This window comes from Niabella drilacis, assembly GCF_900101395.1.
GTDB lineage: Bacteria > Bacteroidota > Bacteroidia > Chitinophagales > Chitinophagaceae > Niabella > Niabella drilacis.
Genome location: NZ_FMZO01000003.1, coordinates 298,088 through 318,248 on the forward strand (window position 1 = coordinate 298,088; position 20,161 = coordinate 318,248).

Here is a 20,161-nt window from a genome sequence, read left to right on the forward strand (position 1 = left end):
TTAATATAAAACAAGTAAAACAATGAGAAAGGCATTATCAGTGTTCTGTTTCCTGGGTATTGTGATGGGCTTATATGGTCAGAGAACTGCGGCGCAGTCGTTGAACGATCTTTTGCAGCCTCAGCGTTGGGCTTTTGAACCGGGCTCCGCGGAGTTTTCCGGTACCGGTACGCAGCGGGTGATGAAAATTACGGAGAACGGGAAAGTTGTTCGGTTAAAAGATATTGCATTCTCCAGCGGGGTGATCGAGTATGACGTTCAACTGCAGGAGCGCGGCTTTGCCAGTATCTATTTCAGGATGCAGGACCTGCAGGAAACCGAATGCTTTTACCTGAGAGGCGGGCGGGCGGGTGACCCGGTTGCCATGGATGCCATCCAGTATGCTCCCTTTTTAAAAGGGGTAAACCTTTGGGACCTGTTGCCACAATACCAGGCGGCGGCGGATCTGTATGCAAACCGGCCCAACCATATTAAACTGGTGGTATCCGGTAAAAAAATGCGGGTATATGTGAATGATATGCAGCAACCGGCACTCCTGGTTCCGCAGCTGGAAGGGAACACCGGTACAGGAGCCCTCGCTTTTGACGGTAAAGTAACGATCAGTCATTTAAAAATAAGGGAAAACGATACAGAGGGACTAACGCCTGATGCCGGGATGGATCTTACGTTGAATGATCCCCGCTACCTGCGGAAATGGATGGCCAGCACACCGATTGATTTTGCCGCGGGCAGGGATCTTACTCTAAAGGGTTTACCGGATAGTACCATGCAGTGGCAGCCGGTAGCTGCAGAGCGGGGCGGGTTGGTGAACCTGACCCGGTTCTTTGGTGGCGGGCAGTTCCTGAACCGGCAATTGATCTGGCTGAAAACTGTTTTGAACGTACCTCACGAACAAAAACTAACAATGGATCTTGGGTTTAGTGATGAGGTTTGGGTATTCCTGAATGGGAAGATGGTGTATGTAGATAAGAATCTTTACCTGGAAGGGCCGCGCAAGAAGCCGGATGGGCGCCTTTCCATCGAGAATGCCGGTTTCCAGCTTCCCCTACAGGCCGGAACCAATGAACTGCTGATCGGTATTGCCAATAACTTTTACGGCTGGGGCATCATAGCCCGGCTGGGATCGATGGAGGGAATTACCGTTAAATGACCGGTTACTTTTTTACTATGCCATTTAAATAATTGATAATGAAACGAATGATAGCGATCGGTGTTCTGTTTCTGCTGCACGCATATACCTCAGGTGCACAGGTTTTTGTTGTGGACCCGGTAAAGGGTAGCGACAAAGCCAGCGGAAATCCTGCAGAGCCTTTCAGAAGTTTGAAACGGGCAGCGGCTGCGGCAGCCGAATATGATGGCGGCGATACGGTTCGCATCCGGTTGCTGCCAGGCCTGTATCTGTTGGATGACAAAATTGTAATCACCCGGAAACAGGGCATCCTTCATTCAGGGTCCGTATATATGATCGAGGCGGTTGTGCTGCCGGATGACCCGTTATGGACCCCCGCAAAAATGCCGGTCATCCTATCGGTATCTACTAATAACTCAGCAGTACAGTTTCCACATGCATCCGGTTTTATTGCCGCAACGGATCATGTGGTTATTAGGGGGCTGAAGTTTCTGGGGAATACAAATCCCGAAACCAAATATTATTATCCCATAGCAAGGGAAGACACTATTTATCATGGACTGGATATTGCACAGTGTTACTTTATTGGTGAACGGAATTCGACACCTATTCAGGGGGCTGTTTGGGCACATGGAGCGGGGGTTCATGTAGACCATTGTATTTTTTACGGCTGCAAAAATGCGTTGCTGTTGTTTAAGGCCATAAGAGATTTCTCGGTTATCCATTCCATTATTATAGGGGCTTATGAGGCGGCTGTTTGGTTTGGCCCTTTTACGTCAGCGTTTACCTTCCGGGATAATATTGTGTTTGATTGTAATTTTTTCTGGTTGCGGCCCGAAGGTACCAACCCGGGGTATGTTTTCAACAACTCCGTTATTGCGAATAATAAACACTATGCCGGTATGTATATGAACAGCGGTGGACTGGCTGCTGTTGATAAAAATAATTTTAAAGAAAACAACATCCGTAAAAAGGCGAAAGTGGTATTAAATGAAGTGGGTTTGGACGGACAACAGAAGGGATACCTGCATCTTTCACCAACATCGGACGGATATGAGATCCCGGCGGGTATTTTTAGTGCCGGCGTAAGGGGTGAAGGTGAAGAATAGGAAGCGGTGCCAGGTTTCTTTGATATCAGCTTAAACTTTAATCAACAAATGGATATGATGCTAAAAACAATTGTATGGATCCCTTTTGTATTGTTTACCGTATGCTCACCGGGGCAGTCTGCAAAGGAATTAAGACCTGATCTGGAAAAATTAGTTGTTGGTAAAAAACTGGAGGTATTTAACCGGAACATAACGCCTCTGAGGGATTCAAAAAACAGGAATGGTCTTTATATGGATGCGAGGGACAACCATGGTGTGGCCTGGTTACCCGGTTATGAGCTGGTTAAAGGAGTTCTTGAATTTGATGTCAAGGGCAGGGACGTATTACAGCAAAGCTTTGTGGGCATTGCCTTTCATGGCTTAAATGACAGTACGATGGAGGCGATCTATTTCAGGCCTTTTAATTTCCGGGCAACTGATAAGGGCCGGAGAAGCCATTCCGTTCAGTATATTTCGTTGCCTGACAAAGACTGGGAGAAACTCAGAACCGAACATCCCAACCAGTATGAACAGTCCCTCAAGCGCCCCCCAAGTCCCAACGACTGGTTTCACGTACGTGTAGTCATTGATCATTCTGAGGTAAGCGTTTTTGTAAATGAGCATCCGGAACCGGACCTGGTTGTAACCCGGTTGGGCAACAGGAGCAATGGCCGCATCGGTTTTTGGACCGGTCACCGGTCGGATGGCGCTTTTGCAAACCTGAAAATGATCATAAAATAAGCCCTGGGATCTAAACCGGTATTATTCCAGCAGCCGGTTATTTTCAATGCGTTCGCGGGCTTTTATAAGGATATGATGTATCTTTTTCTCCAATTCTTTTTTAGGAGGCAGCTCGGTCCAATATTCTGCCACCATAATGCCATCCTTATGCATTTCCAGTAATTCGATCTGCTCACGACTACTTTCCGTGCAAAGGATCAGACCAACGGGAGGGAGTTCGCCCTCCTGCTTTTCGTGTTTACCCAGCCATCGAAGGTAAAGCTCCATCTGTCCTTTGTGTTTGGCTTCAAATTTCCCGAGCTTCAGTTCTATGGCAACCAACCGTTTTAAAACCCGGTGATAAAACAGGAGGTCCAGGTAAAAGTCTTCCCCGTCAATGATCATTCTTTTCCGGCGATCAACAAAGGCAAAGCCGTTTCCCAGCTCCAGGATGAAGGTTTCCAGCTCTTTTAAAATAGCGGCTTCTAAATCTTTTTCCAGGTAGGTATTTCGAAGACCTAAAAAATCCAGGAAGTAAGGGTCCTTAAAATTGTTCTGAAGCGCTGGATGATTGCTGGTGTTCTGTAAATTGGCAATAGTCGTACGTTCATATTCCTTTGTGACTATCTGATGGCGCAACGCCCTTACACTCAATACATTATTAGCTGTTGTTCGGGCATAATACAGTTTTGCTTCCGGGTCCTTCAATGGTAATAATACCAGGATATGCGACCAGCTCAATTGTCGTGACAGCGTCACGACAATTTCCTTAACGGGGAATTGTTCTGCAAACTGAAGCATCCTGCGCAGGTTTTTTTCTTCAAAATTGCGGCCGTAGCGGGCTTTTAATTGGGCTGCTAATGCAGGTATGATCTGCCTGCCATAGTCTGCCCGCTTGTTTTGGAGGATGTCTTCATTGATACGCGTGCCAATATGCCAAAAAAGCATCGTAAGTGCACTGTTTGCCTGCTGTACAAATTGATGCTGGCTTTGCTCTATCAGTTGTGAGAGGTCAGTAAGTAAGGCTCCTTCCGGCGATAGCTGCTTATTTAACGACGTACTTTTCTCCTTGCTTTGGGTGAACGTTTTCTTATTCATAGGTTATATACAAAGGGCCTTTTAGATAGCGCTTTTCTTTTATAAAAAGAATGGCCAGGCAGGGGCGCTTTGCTATAAAGGTACTATAAAATATGAAAACTATTTTTTATATAAAAGTAGTCAGTTACCGGCATCTTCAATGCCGCAGGCAGGCCGGGAAATAGGATTGCTGTTGAATGGAAGGTATAAGAATTACCGGGAGCCAATCCGGATACCCTGTAAAGCTCAGGGGGGATTTAATAATATGGACTGATCAATAGATAGATAATCGGTCCGGTTACCGCCACATAAAACCAGATGGGCCAGGTGATGCGGGCTATTTTCCGGTGCCGGGGATACTCGCCGATCAATCCCCTGTATGCTGTAAACAAAATAAACGGCAGGATGATACCCGCGAGCGGAATATGTGTGCCAAGAATAAAATAGTAAATGAACCGAATGGCGCCGGTGCCGCCGAATTTGGTATCGCCCGCCAGCAGGTGATGGGCAATATAACTTACCAGGAACAGAATGGAAAGTACCATAGCCACCAGCATAAGCCGCTTATGAAGCAGGTGCCGGCCGCTTTTTGCGGCAAAGAGGGCAATGACCAGGAGCACAGCAACAACAGCGTTGATAAGGGCATTAACAAGAGCGAAGATATGTACGTCGAAGCCCAATTGTACCTTTAACTGAACCCGGCCCAGGGCTACAATGACAGCAAATACAATTACGGAAAAAGTATAAATAAGAAGCCGGGCTTTCTTATCATTTTTGGTCCACGATGGGGGTAACATTTTTTTTCTTTTTAAACACGATCAGGAACAAGCCAACCAGCACGCCCGCAATCAAAAATACAATGGCGAGCAGGTTTAACTGCCCGGATAGTGCGCTTTTTTCGTTCGGGTTTTTTTCCAGTGTCAGCAGCACAAGATCCCGCGAAATTTTGGCCAGGGAAGCACTGTCTAGTCCATGATAAAATCCCCGGATCACCCGGCTGGTATCGATCAGTACAAAATGATCGGTATGAATAAAGCTGGTATCAATGCCCTTACCATCTACAAGCCCGATCCGCATATCTTTTAATGCCAGGTCGTAGATCGTTTTTTTATCACCCGTCAGCAGGTCCCATTGCTGGGGGTTGATCTGGAAGCGGTCAGCCCAGGCTTTGAGCTGGTGGACCGAGTCGCGCTCCGGATCAATGCTGAACGAAATGAACTGTACATCGCTGTTGGTGCGGTCTCCCACCCGTTCTGAGTTGGTAATGGAACCCTGCAGCCGCTTCATGTTCTGGGTCAGCGGCGGACAAATCGTAGGGCAATGTGTGAAGAAGAAATCAGCAATGATGATCTTGCCCCTGTATTTGTCCAGGGTTACCGTTTCGCCCAGCTGGTTGGTCAGCTTGAAGTTGCTGAGCCGGTGCCATACCGTATCGGAAACCTTTTTGCCGTCCTTTAATGTGGAGTTGATGGAATCCGGAAAAAAACGTTGTGGCAGAACCACCGCCTGATCAGCGTAATGCCCGATGATAAAGTAGCAGGTGAGCGGTAAGATGATCGTAATGAGAAGACCGTATATTGCTTTTCTGTTCAAAAGAAACCTGAATTAAGTTTTTGCAGCCGCAAAAGTCGTAAAAAGCTTTTAAACGGCTTCTGTTTTTATGAAAATATATTTTTAATAATGTAAAACACCAAAGTGCCCTCTTTTGTTAAAAAAGTTGCCTGTTTAACAGGAATGCAGCCGGCCCGGAGGATATAAGGCCTGCTGACTGCAGTGCCGCCCGCCCTTTGGCGGGCCCGTTTTGTTTTGAAACGACCGCTTTTAAGGGGAATTGTGCTACTTTTAAGTCGTCTAAAAAAATTACACAATGAGTTTTCATGTTAAACCACTGATGACAGGGGTACTGGTAGCATCCCTGTTCATGGCCTGTAATGCTGACCAGTCGCATGGCGAAAAAGCGGCCAACGGAGTTGCAGACTCTTCCTCTAATCCTGTGGAAACCAAAACCCCCAACAGTGATTATAAACCGGCGTTTGAAGGGCAAACCCGTATAAAAGGAGTAAAAACCCAAACACCGCTGGATGTAAAAATGCTCACAGACGGTTTGGTGTATCCCTGGGGGATCACCGGTTTGCCGGATGGGCGTTTTCTGATCACCGAGCGGAAGGGCGACCTTCGTATTGCTACCGCCGCGGGACAGCTGAGTGCGCCTATCACCGGTTTGCCAAAGGTGAATAGCGAGGGACAGGGCGGGTTGCTGGATGTGGCTATAGATCCGGATTTTGCGGCAAACCGTACTATTTATTTTACTTTTTCGCAGGATGTTCCTCCCGGAACGTTAACGGCAGTAGGTAAAGGAAAGTTAGCGGCGGATGAAAAAACGATCGAAGGAGCAACCGTTATTTACCAGGGCCTTCCGGCATTTCCCAGCAAGCTACATTATGGCGGCCGTTTGGTATGGGATAAAGATGGTAATCTTTTTGTAAGTACCGGGGAGCGTTCGGACACGGTATCCCGTCCCCAGGCACAGCATTTGAACTCTGCACTGGGTAAGGTATTAAGGATCACTAAGGATGGTAAGCCTGCCCCCGGTAATCCGAAATTTGATGCAGCAGATGCCCGCCCGGAAATTTACTCTTATGGCCACCGCAATGTGCAGGGGCTGGCCATACACCCGGTTACCGGCGATCTTTGGGAGGATGAATTCGGCCCGAAAGGCGGTGACGAGGTTAACCGCATTGAACCGGGAAAGAACTATGGATGGCCGACGATCACTTATGGACTGGAATACAGTGGTAAGAAAGTTGGGGAAGGAATTACCCAAAAAGCAGGTCTGGAACAGCCGGTTTATTACTGGGACCCTGTGGTGTCACCCAGTGGCGCTACCTTTTACAGTGGTGACCTGATACCCGAATGGAAGAATAATTTGTTTATAGGGGCCCTCAGCGGTATGCATATTGTACGGCTGGTGATCGAAAACAATAAGGTAGTGGGAGAGGAACGGCTGCTGACCGATCAGCAACAGCGGTTCCGGGATGTGGTACAGGGCGCGGACGGCGCATTGTATGCGATCAGCGATGGCGAAAAAGGACGGCTGTTCCGGATCGGGAAGAAGTAGTTTTCGGACCTGAGACCTGAAAATTCAGAGGTGAGACAGTACTTCGCCCGATGGGTTTTCAAATTTCAAATCACAGGAGCTCAATTCTCAAAATAAAGATTCAATGAATAAACTGCTCATTGCTGTATTGGCAGCGCTCGCTTTTGTATCCTGTAATAACCCCGAAAAGACCGGCAATAATGAAGAGGGCCTGTCGGTATTCAATGCAGACAGCCTTGTAAAGCATATTAAAGTATTGTCGTCGGATTCGTTCCAGGGACGGAAGCCATTTACAGAGGGCGAAACAAAAACGATCGCTTATTTGCAGGAGCAGTTTCAATCCATTGGAGTGCAGCCCGGCAATGGCGATAGTTACCTGCAGGATGTGCCGATGATCGATATCCTGTCACAACCGGCCCCGCTGATGCAGGTAACTGCAGCAAAGGCAGATCTGCAGCTGCAGGGCTTTGATGAGTATGTGCTGTCTACACCCAAAACGGATGCTTTGGTCAGTCTGCAGAATGTGCCGGTAGTATTTGCCGGTTATGGCGTGGTGGCCCCTGAATACAACTGGAACGATTATGCCGGGCTGGATGTAAAGGGAAAGATCGTAATGGTGCTGGTAAATGATCCGGGCTTTAATAATGGGGATACCACCTTGTTTAAGGGCAAAACGATGACCTATTACGGGCGGTGGACGTACAAGTTTGAGGAGGCTGCCCGGCAGGGTGCCCGGGGCTGCCTGGTGATCCACAGCACCGCCGCGGCCAGCTATCCGTTCAGCGTGGTGCAGAACGGCTGGAATGAATCCGAGCTGCGGCTGGACAATAAGAACGAAAAGCTACTGGATGCCCAGGGCTGGATCTCTATGGAAGCGGCCAAAAAGCTGATCGTTGCCGGCGGGCAGGATACCGGCATTATCGCAAAAGCAGATATACCCGGGTTTAAGGCCGTTACCCTTAACGAAACCGTTTCTACCAGCATCAGGACAAAAGTAACGTACAGTAAATCGCATAATGTGATCGCCAGGATCACCGGCAGTAAATACCCCGATGAATATATTCTTTATACGGCCCATTGGGATCATTTGGGTATTGGCAAACCGGATGCAAAAGGCGATTCTGTTTATAATGGCGCGCTGGACAATGCCAGTGGCACTGCCGCGCTGCTGGAGTTCGCACGGGCCTGGAAAAGTCTCAAAACACCTCCGGAACGCACCATTGTCTTTCTTGCGGTGACTGCGGAGGAGCAGGGCTTGCTGGGCTCTGCATACTATGCGCAGCATCCCGTTTATCCCGTTGCCAAAACGGTGGCGGTGTTGAATGTGGATGAGGTCAACAACTATGGCAAAACAAAAGATATTATGGTGGTGGGGCAGGGCCAGTCGGATATGGAAGACCTGCTGAAAGAAGAAGCCGAAAAGCAGGGACGCTATATTTCTTATGATGCCACACCGGAAGCCGGGCATTATTTCCGGTCGGATCATTTCAGCTTTGCAAAAGCGGGGATACCCGCGCTGGCCCAGGGTTTTGGGATTGATGTAGTGGGTAAGGGAAAAGAGTATGGTAAGAAAATGCAGGAAGAATTCAACGCGCAGCATTATCACGGCCCATCCGATGAATACAACCCCTCCTGGGATCTGGGCGGCGCCACAGATGATCTGCAATTGCTTTTTATGGTAGGTAAACGGCTGGCTTACGGGCATGTATGGCCGGGGTGGAAAGCGGGCTCGGAGTTCAAGGCAGAAAGGGACAGGAGTGCCGCAGAGCGGAAGGAATAATGCAATTCCACCGGCCTGAATGTTTTTCGGAGACGGGCGCGAAGACCAGGTGCGCTCCCTAAATTTGTATCAAAGAAACAAGATCATTCCCGCTTTATGCCAATAGCAGACAAGCGGTATTATAAATTTTTCTGCTTTACAGGATGAAGAGATTATTGATAAAAGCCATTGCAGTTCCTGCATTAGTGGTTGCTTTTACAGCAACAGCACAAAACGTTCCCGGATCATTAACGGTGGAAAAGATCATGCGTGATCCTAAATGGATGGGCACTTCCCCCGGTGATATAGCCTGGGCGAATGATGGTTACACCCTGATCTTTAACTGGAACCCGGACCGCAATCCTGCCGATTCGCTGTACCGGGTTACTATAGCAGATAAAACACCGCATAAGCTGGCGTTGGATGAGCAGCTCCAGGCGGTATACGAATACCAACTGCGCTATAATAACAAGAGGACTGCTGCGGTTTGGGCAAAGGACGGGGATATTTACTACCGGGCACCCGGCGGCAGGGTCACGCGCGTTACCCAAACGATGGAGGGTGAATATAATCCCGTATTCAGTTTTAATGATACAAGGATTGTTTACAGCCGTGGCCAGAACCTGTACTCCTGGGAGATGGCTACCGGAGCGTCACAGCAGCTGACCAATTTTACCAACGATGCCCCTGCAGATAAAGGCAAAAAAGGCAATGCAGAAGAGGAGTGGCTAAAAAAAGAACAACTGGCCACGATGGATATACTGCGGGAGCGCAATAACAAACGGACCGCCAGTGAGCACTACCGTAAGGATGCAGAGGTATCCGGCCTCAAACCCGTTTACCTGGGCGGAAACCAGCTGATGGGCGCGGCTATTAGTCCCGACGGCCGGTTTGTAACCTATCAGTTGTATACGGCAGGGAACGGGAAAAGGACCATTGTACCGGATTATGTAACGGAAAGCGGCTATACCACCGACATTCCCGGCCGCACAAAAGTGGGAAGCCCGCAGGGGTACTCCCGGTTCTTTGTTTACGACCGCATAAAAGATACCGCTTATCAGATCAATACGGAGCAGATCCCCGGTATACGGGATATACCGGCATACGTAAAGGAGTACCCGCAGCAATGGCAAAAAATGCAGAAGGATACCGCTCTTCGGAATGTAAATATATGGGGTGTTGAATGGTCGCAAAACAGCCGCTATGCCCTGCTGGATGTATATGCAGATGACAATAAGGACCGATGGCTGCTGCTGATGGATACCGCAACAAGGAGCCTGAAACTGGTGGACCGGCAGCATGACGATGCCTGGATCGGCGGCCCCGGTATCAGCCCCCGCGCTACCGGCTGGATCGATGATCAGACGGTCTGGTTCCAGAGTGAAGTCACCGGCTATTCGCATTTGTACACCTGCTCTGTTATGCAGGGCACTAAGAGGGCACTGACAAAAGGCAATTACGAAGTGCAGGAGACAAAGCTTTCCAACGATAAGCGATCCTTTTATATTACAACCAACGAGGTACATCCGGGTGAAAAGCAATTTTATAAGCTGGTTATAAAAACAGGAACGGCTCAGAAGCTCACGACGCTTGAAGGAGCCAACGAGGTAACCATGGCTCCTGATGAAAAGTACCTGGCCATCAGGAATTCCTATGTGAACAGGCCCTGGGAGCTGTTTCTGCAGGAAAACAGGGCAGGGGCAAAGCCTGTTCAGATCACGCATCTGGCACAGTCAAAAGAATATATGCAATACCACTGGCGCATACCGGAGGTGACCTCCTTTACTGCCAGGGACGGGGCGCCTGTATACGCAAGAGTTTACAAACCCGAAAATCCCAAACCCGGTATGCCGGCGGTGCTTTTTGTGCATGGTGCAGGGTACCTGCAGAACGCACATAAATGGTGGAGCTCCTATTTCAGGGAATATATGTTCAACAACCTGCTGGCAGATAATGGCTATTATGTGATGGATATCGATTACCGCGGCAGTGCGGGTTATGGGCGCAACTGGCGTACAGGGATCTACCGCCATATGGGAGGAAAAGACCTGACTGATCATGTGGATGCAGTAAAATATCTGGCTGATACCTATAAGATCGACCCGTCAAAAGTGGGCATCTACGGAGGATCTTATGGAGGATTTATGACACTGATGGCCTTGTTTACAACACCGGATGTTTTTACCAGTGGTGCAGCACTGCGGCCGGTTACAGACTGGGCCAATTATAATCATGGTTATACTTCCAATATCCTGAACGAACCATTTACAGATAGTATAGCCTATCACAGGAGTTCTCCCCTTTATTTTGCCGGCGGATTAAAAGGCAACCTGCTGATCTGCCACGGTATGGTGGATGTAAATGTACATTACCAGGATGCTGTGAAACTGGCACAGCGCCTGATGGAGCTGAAAAAGGAGCACTGGGAACTGGCTTCTTATCCCATGGAAGATCACGGATTTGTAGAACCGGCAAGCTGGACGGATGAATACAGGCGCATTTTCAAACTTTTTGAGCAAACGCTGAAAAAATAGCGTACTAAGACTGGTAACATGCTTTATGGCTTTGGCAAATAAGCCAATAGGCGAAGCCGTTGAACAGGACCCGGGTCCTGTCGCTCACCTTATCCCGCCAATAGACCAAGGACAGTGCTACAGGTTGTGTAAAAAATATATATAATATTTTTGTAACTTTAGGTGGCTAACACAACACCTATGGCACCTTCAACCACTCTCTTCCTGGCAAGAGTTCCGTTTATCAAATTGCTGCTCCCGTTTGCAGGGGGGATCCTCCTGTCCTGGCAGGCTTCTTTGTCCGTTATTGCTTGTATAACGGGATTGTTTTTATCAGGTGTGCTGGTCCTGCTGTTCCGGTGTGTCCGGGGATACCGGCGGCTAAGGCTCCAATGGCTTCAGGCAATACTGGTGACACTCCTGTTGCTTTGCCTGGGTATGTTTGTGGCTGCCACCAAAGATGTGCGGAGGCACCGGGACTGGTTTCCGCACCGGTATATGCCGGGATCTTATTTCCGGGCAACGCTTTTGGAACAGCCCGTTGAAAAAAGCCGTTCTTATAAGGCAGAAGCAGATATAACCTGCCTGGTCAGCAGCGACAGCCTGCTTCCGGTGCGCGGACGGGTCCTGATCTATTTTCGAAAAGATACGGGTATCAGCAGGCTCCGGGCCGGGGACCCGTTGTTCTTTGCAAAAGAACCGCAGCAGATCCGGAACTCCGGCAACCCCGGAGCCTTCGATTACAGGCGGTATGCGTTGTTTAACGGGATCACGCACCAGTTATACCTGGCCCCCGGCGATTTTGTGCGGGGTCAGGCTGATCGGGACTTTAATATGGGCCGGTGGTTGTATGAAACAAGATCTTCCATTCTGGGCATTTTAAAAAAGTATATAAATGGACCCAGGGAGCTGGGTTTGGCTGAGGCGCTGCTGATCGGTTATCGGGATGATATGGATAAGGAGTTGCTGCAGTCATACAGCGATACAGGTGTGGTGCATGTAATTGCTGTTTCCGGTATGCACCTGGGCCTGGTTTACTGGTTGCTAAACCTTTTCCTGGAGCCGCTGCGGAAACGGAAGAAGACCCGCTGGCTGCATGGGCTGATCATTTTAAGTGTGCTATGGATGTTCAGTTTACTGGCAGGAGGAGCTGCATCCATTATCCGTGCCGCCGTGATGTTTACCTGTATCCAGCTGGGAAAAATGCTGAACCGCAACGCTTCCGTCTACAACACGCTGGCAGCATCAGCCTTCTTATTGCTTTGCTACAACCCTTACTGGTTGTGGGATGCGGGGTTTCAGCTTTCCTATGCCGCAGTGCTGAGCATCGTTATTTTTTATAAACCCCTGTATCGGCTTATAACGGTAAACAATAAACTGCTGGATGGGGTATGGCAGCTCTGCGCAGTAAGTATGGCTGCCCAGGTATTGACCACTCCCATAGCCGTTTACCAGTTTCACCAGTTCCCGGTCTGTTTTTTGATCACCAACCTGTTGGTAGTGCCGGTGTCCAGCCTGGTGCTGATCGGCGAATTATTGCTGGTGCTGTTAGCGCCCTGCAGCCCGCTGGCTGCTTTGGCGGGACGCGCTTTAAGCAGTATGATCTGGTGGATGAATGGGATCGTTGAAAACCTGGGCCGCTATCCGTTTGCATTATGGAAGGGTTTATTGCTAAACATACCGCAGGTGATCCTGCTTTACATTTTCATATCGGGTATGGCGGTGGTGTGGATGCAAAAAAGAAAGGCTGGTCTGTGGGCTGCTGCTATCTCCCTGAGTGGGATCCTTATTTTCAGAACGCTCTCGTTTTATGATGCAGGCCGGCAGGCGAAGATGATCGTATACAATATACCGGGGGCCGGCGCGGTCGATCTGATCAGGGGCCGGGACCATCTTCTTATTGCCGACCCCGTTGCAACAGCAGATCCGCTGGTCCGGAGAAATGTCTTTCTGCCATCGCTGACCCTGCACCGGCTGCAGGAATGCGGAAAAACAGGCAACCTGAGGGATTGCGACCGTTCGTTTGTTTTTTGCGGAAAGCAGATTATGCTGGTAGATCAACCTGTGGAGAGGATCAATCACGGCGGCACTGCAGCCATTATGATACTTTCCGGTAATCCCCGGCTGTATATTTCACAGCTCATCAACAGGGTACGGCCCCGGCAAATTGTTATTGACGGCTCGGTACCGGCATGGAAAGCCCGCTACTGGCAGCGGGATTGTGATTCGCTCAGGATCCCCTGTCATAATGTTGCAGAGAAAGGTGCTTTTGTAATGAACCTATGAACGCTTACCTTTGCGGCTCAATAAGCACTCCAATTCAGTTTTTATGAACAAAAAGATACAATCTGCACTCATTTCCGTTTTTTATAAGGATGGCCTGGAACCCATTGTAAAAGAATTATCGCGGCTGGGCATTACCATTTATTCCACCGGGGGAACGCAAAAGTTCATTGAAGACCTGGGTATACAGGTAGTTCCTGTAGAGCAGCTGACCACCTACCCTTCTATCCTGGGCGGGCGCGTAAAAACCCTGCACCCTTCTGTGTTCGGAGGTATTTTGGGGCGGAGAGACCTGGAATCTGATATCCAGGAGATGGCCGAATACAAGATCCCCGAAATTGACCTGGTAATTGTGGACCTGTATCCTTTTGAAGAAACCCTGGCACAGACCAGCGAGGAAAAGCTGATCATTGAAAAAATTGATATCGGTGGTCCTTCTATGATCCGCGCTGCCGCCAAGAACTTTAAAGATGTGGTGGTGGTAGCCGCCAAAAAAGACTATGCGGGTCTGGAAGAGCTGTTAAAGACCCAGAACGGTGAAACTTCGATTGAGCAGCGCAAATCCTTTGCAGCAAAGGCATTTGAGATCGTAGCGCATTATGATGTAGCTATCTCGACTTATTTTAACGGAAACAGCGGGGAATATTTTTTACAATCGGTAAACAGCCCCAAAGCCATGCGTTATGGCGAAAACCCGCACCAGTCGGGTACATTCTATGGCAACCTGGAGGAGCTGTTCAACCAACTGAATGGTAAAGAGCTTTCTTATAATAACCTGGTGGATGTAGATGCTGCGGTGCAGCTGATCCATGAATTTCCGCAGGGCGGAGATGTGGTATTTGCGATTATTAAGCATACCAATGTTTGCGGCGTGGCAGCACGGGGCACGGTAAGCGATGCCTGGAAAGAAGCACTGGCAGGAGATCCGGAAAGCGCTTTTGGCGGGGTATTGGTAACCAATGGCACCGTAGATGAAGCAACGGCAAATGCCATCAACGAGATTTTCTTTGAAGTACTGATCGCGCCTGCATTTGATGAAGCTGCGCTGAACATCTTAAAGTCTAAAAAGAACCGGATCCTGTTGCAGTTAAAGGCTGAAGGCTTAAAGCTGAACACTCAAAGCAAATCCGTTCTCAACGGGGTGCTCATACAGGAGCAGGATAAAGGCAATTATACCGAGTGGAAAGAGGCCGGAGGCCGGGAAACAACAGCAGCAGAAAAAGCAGACCTGGAATTTGCCAATATCATCGGCAAGCATTTAAAATCAAATGCCATTGCGCTGGTAAAAAATAAGCAACTGGTAGGCAAAGGCGCCGGCCAGACAAGTCGTATTGATGCGCTGCGTCATGCCATCGAAAAAGCCAAACAATTTGGTTTTGACCTGAAAGGGGCGGTACTTGCGAGTGATGCCTTCTTCCCGTTCAATGATTGCATACAGATCGGCCACCAGGCAGGTATTGAAGCTTTTATTCAACCCGGAGGCTCCATCCGAGATAAGGATTCTATTGAATACGCACAGCAAAATAACCTGGCTATGGTGATTACCGGCATGCGGCATTTCAAACACTAGTATCCCCGGCAAAAGGCTACAGCGGCCACAAAGATTCTGTGTTATTGCCACTAAAACGCAGAAGCACAGATTTTTTACTACTACAACGATGACTGCTGCTTTTAATTTAAAAAGGCCCAAAGTCTTTAGAGCTTCTGTGCCTCAGTGGCAAAAAAACACCTGGGCATGAAGGTTTAAACGCGCATATTCGCAACCTTTGCAGCAAAACGATATTTTATGGATGGACTGAAGATCGCCACCGCCCAGTTTGAAAACCGGAGCGGAGATAAAGCCTACAATCTTTCTGTGATTGAATCGCTTTCCCGCAAAGCGGCGGCTGCAGGTGCGCAGGTGATCGCTTTTCATGAATGCTCTATTACCGGTTATACCTTTGCAAGGCATCTCTCCCGCGAGACACTTACGGCCATTGCCGAACGCATCCCGGAGGGGGAAAGTATCCAACGCTTACAGCAGATCGCCGGGAATCACCAGATCACCATCCTGGCAGGACTGTTTGAGAAAGATGAGCAGGACCGGTTGTATAAGGCCTATGTGTGTGTAGATAAAAGCGGGCTGGTGGCCAAGTACCGCAAGCTGCACCCGTTTATCAATCCGCACCTGCTGCCGGGTGATGCGTACTGTGTATTTGATATTATGGGCTGGAAATGCGGGATCCTGATCTGCTATGATAATAACATTGTTGAAAATGTAAGGGCTACCCGCCTGCTGGGAGCCGAGATCATTTTTATGCCACATGTAACCATGTGCACACCTTCTACCAGGCCTGGTGCCGGTTTTGTGGATCCGCAGCTTTGGGATAACCGGGAAAAAGATCCTACCTCCCTGCGACTGGAATTTGACGGGATGAAGGGGCGCGACTGGTTGATGAAATGGCTGCCTGCAAGGGCGTATGACAATGCGGTGTATGCTGTTTTTTCAAACCCGGTGGGCATGGATGATGACCAATTAAAGAATGGTTGTTCCATGATCATTGATCCATATGGTGATGTGGTAGCCGAATGCCGTTTTTTTGAAGACGGCTTTGTAACTGCCGGCTTGTATAAGGAGCACCTGCAGAAGGCAGGGGGCAGCCGTTACATCAATGCCCGGCGCCCGGAACTGTACCGCGAGATCATTGGGAGCACGCATACGGCCCGCCAGCAGGTGGTCTGGCTGGCCCTGCCGGATAGAACGCCCGGGTCCTGACCCATTTCCCTTTTCCGTTAAAAAGATTTGTCTACCTACTAATAGGTAGGTACCTTTGATCCATGGACACCCGTTCGGAGATCATGCGCATTGGGGATGCCCTTTTAAGGGAGCGGGGATATAATGCTTTTAGTTTTGCTGATATCTCCCGCCAGCTGAATATTAAAAATGCATCCGTCCACTATCATTTTCCTACAAAAACGGCATTGGGACTGGCTATTATTGCCGGTTACGGGGAGCGGTTTGCCCGGCTCCGGGAGGAACTGGCCGGCCGGCCGGTAATGGAAAAGCTGGAAGCCTTTTTCAATGTGTATATTGCAGCCCGCAAGGAAGACCGGATCTGCCTGGTAGGGGCCCTGGCCACGGACTTTTATACCGTAGATGGTGCAATACAGGAGGCGCTTAACCAAATGGTGCAGCAGGTACTTGGCTGGCTGATGGGCATACTGGAAGAGGGAAAGCGTACCGGCGTGTTTTTCTTTGAGTTGCCGGTACGTACCAAGGCGCTGCTGATTACCACGAATATGATTGCCGCACTGCAATTGACACGGGTTACCGGCAAAAGAGATTTCGATGAAATAAAGCAGACTTTAATTAACGAATTAATAAGAAAAAGATGAAACGTGTAGTCGTAACCGGGCTGGGGGCATTAACCCCCATCGGCAATAATGTGAATGATTTCTGGCAGGCGCTGATCAATGGTGTCAGCGGAGCGGCGCCTATTACGAAGTTTGATGCGTCAAAATTCAAGACGCGGTTTGCCTGTGAGCTTAAAAATTTTGATCCGCTTACGTATATAGAGAAGGCAGAGGCGCGTCGCTATGACCTGTACACCCAATACGCGCTGATCAGTGTTGCAGAGGCTGTACAAAACGCCGGTATTTCCTTTGAGGAGCTGAACCGGGATCGCATTGGGGTGATCTGGGGGTCCGGTAACGGGGGCATCCAGACCTTTCAGCAACAGGTAATGGAATTTGCGCAGGGCGATGGTACACCCCGGTTTAACCCGTTTTTTATTCCCAAAATGATCGTGGATATTGCCTCGGGCATCATCTCGATCAAATACGGGTTGAGAGGCGTCAATTTTACGACGGTTTCCGCCTGTGCCACCTCAAATACGGCCATTATCGATGCTTTTAATTATATTAAATGGGGCAAGGCCGATATGATCATCACCGGCGGTTCCGAAGCGGCGATCAATGAAACGGGCGTGGGCGGCTTTAATGCCGCAAAAGCGCTTTCGACCAATAATGAAGAAGCTGCAACCGCCTCCCGGCCCTTTGATATAACGAGGGATGGTTTTGTGATGGGCGAAGGGGCAGGAGCCATTATTCTTGAGGAGCTGGAATGTGCAAAACGCCGGGGGGCGCCCATTATTGCCGAGATCGTGGGGGGCGGCATGGCCGGGGATGCCTATCATCTTACCGGTACCCATCCTGAAGGGGAAGGAGCCCGCCTGGGAATGCTGGCTGCCCTGGAGGATGCCGGTATTGGGCCGGAAGCCATCGACTACCTCAATACCCATGCTACCTCTACCCAGCAGGGCGACTTAAGCGAATTGAGGGCGGCAGAACGGGTATTTGGAGCTGGCACGGCGCTCAATATCAGTGCTACCAAGTCGATGACGGGGCATTTGCTGGGCGCTGCCGGTGCGGTGGAAGCCATTGCCTGTATCAAGGCGGTGCAACTGAATATGGTGCCGCCTACCATTAACTCCACGGAAATTGAACCCGCTTTTAAAGACCTGTTTAACCTGACCCTGCACAAAGCGCAGCAGAAAGAAGTAAATTATGCCATGAGCAATACTTTTGGCTTTGGCGGGCATATTGCTACGTCTGTGTTTAAGAAGTATGCAGAGTAGGGATACGTGAGTCGATATTTGAGATTCGGGACGTCAGACCTGAGATTTGAGTTATGCAAATTGAGGTGGCGTGACCGGTGCGCAGCTGCCCGAAATGGGAAGGCCTGACCCGGATCTCAAATCTGAAATCCCCAACCTTTTCCCCCAGGAATTGTAATATTGTTAGATCAAATCATCACGCTATGGAAATACGTTTGAATACCGACAGTAATTTTACGGCATCAGAAGCTTTTTTAGAAAAAGTATCCGCCGAGCTAACAAAAAAACTGAACCGTTTTAGTGAATATATCACCACCGCCGAAGTCTTTTTCGGAGATGAGAACAGTGGTAAAAGCGGTACGCATGATAAGCGTTGTACTATTGAAGTACGGCCCCGCAACCTCAACCCCGAAGCCGTAACACATTTTGCAGATACAGTAGATCATGCCTTTAACGGGGCTGTGGATAAAATAAGAAATTTGCTGGATAGTCGCATCGGGAAGCTACAGAATAAATAGCAAAATATTTCCACAGCCTGTGTATAACAAGTTTCCCGCGTCTCAACTTTATATGATTAATTTGTAGTCGGCTTTTTAGTAAAAGATCCTGGATCCCGCCGCTAAAAGCCCTCCCTGATTATCATCATACGATGCTTTCGGGCAGAAAGCAGCGTCTTATTCCGGTTAGGAAATAGCTTTATTTCCAAAGGGATAACTGTCGTCTCTGCTCTCAGCGTTTGAAGATCCGATTTTTAAAGAACAAGAATAGTATATATGGGCTTATTTGATAAACGCGTAAACTATAAACCTTTTGAGTACCCGGAGGTTTTGAAATTTACTGAAGCAATCAACAAATCATTTTGGGTACATTCGGAGGTGGATTTTACAGCAGATGTGCAGGATTTTCACAGTCACCTGAATATTGCACAACGGAATGCCATCAAAAACAGTTTGCTGGCGATCGCTCAGATTGAGGTAGCCGTAAAATCGTTCTGGGGCAATTTGTACAACCATATGCCCAAGCCGGAATTAAACGGCCTTGGCAGCACGTTTGCAGAATGTGAGTTCCGTCACTCAGAGGCCTATTCCCGCCTGCTGGAAGTACTGGGCTATAACGACGAGTTTTCCAAACTGGTTGAGGAACCGGTGATTGCAGAACGTATTAAATATCTTTCGGAAGCATTAAAAGACGCCAGGTCTGCAGATCCTAAGGAATATACCCTTTCGCTGATCCTGTTTGCGATCCTGATCGAGAATGTATCCCTGTTCAGCCAGTTTGCGATCATCCTTTCCTTTACCCGTTTCCGCGGGCTGATGAAGAATGTAAGCAATATCATTGCCTGGACCTCCGTGGATGAGCAGATCCATGCCAATGCCGGTGTATACCTGATCAATAAGATCCGGGAGGAGTATCCTGAGCTGATCGATGAAGCCATGGAGTACCGTATTATGGCCCTGGTACGCGATTCTATAGAAGTAGAAGGCCGTATCATCGACTGGATCTTTTCCGAAGGGGAGATCGATACGATCAACAAAACAAACCTGCTGAACTTTATGAAGTTCCGGGTTGATGAAAGCTTTGAAAAACTGGGCTTTCCCAAGCAATTTAATGTTTCAATGGAAGAATACCGGCCGATGCAATGGTTCGAGGAGGAAGTGTTTGCCAACAGCCTGGATGATTTCTTTGCAAAACGGCCGGTGGAATATACCAAGCACGATAAGAGCATTACGTATAACGATCTGTTTTAGGCTTAGTCCCGCTCGCTCCGAAAGGGCGGAGGGGAAAAATGAGATGCTATATGGCCCGGAAGATGATGTGCTTGCGATCCTGCTTTTGGCGGGACAGGCTCCAGGAGGATGCCATCTGCACTTCAGCTGATATAAAAAGAATGACGAACAAT

The 20,161-nt window shown here is 48.9% G+C and carries 16 protein-coding genes; 13 read left to right on the forward strand and 3 right to left on the reverse strand.

Features of this window, described 5'->3' with window-relative positions:
* The first annotated feature begins 22 nt into the window (after positions 1-22).
* From BLS44_RS07510 to BLS44_RS07520, 3 genes are read left to right on the forward strand one after another with little or no spacing between them, the layout of a single operon-like run.
* Positions 23-1,150: a hypothetical protein gene (locus BLS44_RS07510; RefSeq protein WP_090389431.1), complete on the forward strand. Its 1,128-nt coding sequence runs from the start codon at positions 23-25 to the stop codon at positions 1,148-1,150.
* 38 nt (positions 1,151-1,188) lie between these two features.
* Entirely contained in the window at positions 1,189-2,238 is a 1,050-nt protein-coding gene (locus BLS44_RS07515) for a right-handed parallel beta-helix repeat-containing protein (protein ID WP_143019696.1), read from the forward strand.
* Between the two features lie 54 nt (positions 2,239-2,292).
* A complete protein-coding gene (locus BLS44_RS07520) occupies positions 2,293-2,958 on the forward strand; it encodes a hypothetical protein (protein WP_143019697.1) in 666 nt (221 codons plus the stop codon).
* A 21-nt stretch (positions 2,959-2,979) separates the two neighbouring features.
* Here the strand turns inward: BLS44_RS07520 and BLS44_RS07525 are convergent, their stop codons facing one another.
* From BLS44_RS07525 to BLS44_RS07535, 3 genes are all read right to left on the reverse strand, one after another.
* Complete coding sequence (locus BLS44_RS07525; protein ID WP_090389434.1) at positions 2,980-4,035, reverse strand: PDDEXK nuclease domain-containing protein; 1,056 nt, start codon at positions 4,033-4,035, stop codon at positions 2,980-2,982.
* Between the two features lie 236 nt (positions 4,036-4,271).
* Entirely contained in the window at positions 4,272-4,811 is a 540-nt protein-coding gene (locus BLS44_RS07530; protein WP_090389435.1) for a DUF420 domain-containing protein, read from the reverse strand.
* On the reverse strand, positions 4,783-5,607 hold the full coding sequence (locus BLS44_RS07535; protein ID WP_090389436.1) for an SCO family protein: 825 nt from the start codon (positions 5,605-5,607) through the stop codon (positions 4,783-4,785). The genes BLS44_RS07530 and BLS44_RS07535 overlap by 29 nt, the downstream gene beginning before the upstream one ends.
* 274 nt (positions 5,608-5,881) lie before the next feature.
* Here BLS44_RS07535 and BLS44_RS07540 point away from each other — a divergent pair, with 274 nt between their 5' ends.
* The 10 genes from BLS44_RS07540 to BLS44_RS07585 all read left to right on the forward strand — a co-directional run bounded on the left by BLS44_RS07540 (position 5,882) and on the right by BLS44_RS07585 (position 20,009).
* Complete coding sequence (locus BLS44_RS07540; RefSeq protein ID WP_245729137.1) at positions 5,882-7,132, forward strand: PQQ-dependent sugar dehydrogenase; 1,251 nt, start codon at positions 5,882-5,884, stop codon at positions 7,130-7,132.
* Positions 7,133-7,235: 103 nt separating this feature from the next.
* Positions 7,236-8,891, forward strand: a complete 1,656-nt coding sequence (locus tag BLS44_RS07545; RefSeq protein WP_090389438.1) for a M28 family metallopeptidase — start codon at positions 7,236-7,238, stop codon at positions 8,889-8,891.
* 143 nt (positions 8,892-9,034) lie between these two features.
* Positions 9,035-11,404: a S9 family peptidase gene (locus BLS44_RS07550; protein ID WP_090389439.1), complete on the forward strand. Its 2,370-nt coding sequence runs from the start codon at positions 9,035-9,037 to the stop codon at positions 11,402-11,404.
* A 180-nt stretch (positions 11,405-11,584) separates the two neighbouring features.
* The gene (locus tag BLS44_RS07555) at positions 11,585-13,669 is read left to right on the forward strand and encodes a ComEC/Rec2 family competence protein (protein ID WP_090389440.1); all 2,085 of its coding nucleotides are present in this window, start codon (positions 11,585-11,587) and stop codon (positions 13,667-13,669) included.
* A gap of 43 nt (positions 13,670-13,712) precedes the next feature.
* On the forward strand, positions 13,713-15,236 hold the full coding sequence (gene purH, locus BLS44_RS07560) for a bifunctional phosphoribosylaminoimidazolecarboxamide formyltransferase/IMP cyclohydrolase (RefSeq protein WP_090389441.1): 1,524 nt from the start codon (positions 13,713-13,715) through the stop codon (positions 15,234-15,236).
* Positions 15,237-15,452: 216 nt separating this feature from the next.
* Entirely contained in the window at positions 15,453-16,421 is a 969-nt protein-coding gene (locus tag BLS44_RS07565; protein ID WP_090389442.1) for a nitrilase family protein, read from the forward strand.
* Positions 16,422-16,483: 62 nt separating this feature from the next.
* Positions 16,484-17,041, forward strand: coding sequence for a TetR/AcrR family transcriptional regulator (locus BLS44_RS07570; protein ID WP_090389443.1), 558 nt, complete (start codon positions 16,484-16,486; stop codon positions 17,039-17,041).
* Positions 17,038-18,282, forward strand: coding sequence for a beta-ketoacyl-ACP synthase II (fabF, locus tag BLS44_RS07575; protein ID WP_090389444.1), 1,245 nt, complete (start codon positions 17,038-17,040; stop codon positions 18,280-18,282). The genes BLS44_RS07570 and fabF overlap by 4 nt, the downstream gene beginning before the upstream one ends.
* Before the next feature lie 182 nt (positions 18,283-18,464).
* On the forward strand, positions 18,465-18,779 hold the full coding sequence (locus tag BLS44_RS07580) for an HPF/RaiA family ribosome-associated protein (protein ID WP_090389445.1): 315 nt from the start codon (positions 18,465-18,467) through the stop codon (positions 18,777-18,779).
* A gap of 255 nt (positions 18,780-19,034) precedes the next feature.
* On the forward strand, positions 19,035-20,009 hold the full coding sequence (locus BLS44_RS07585) for a ribonucleotide-diphosphate reductase subunit beta (protein WP_090389446.1): 975 nt from the start codon (positions 19,035-19,037) through the stop codon (positions 20,007-20,009).
* Positions 20,010-20,161 lie beyond the last annotated feature (152 nt).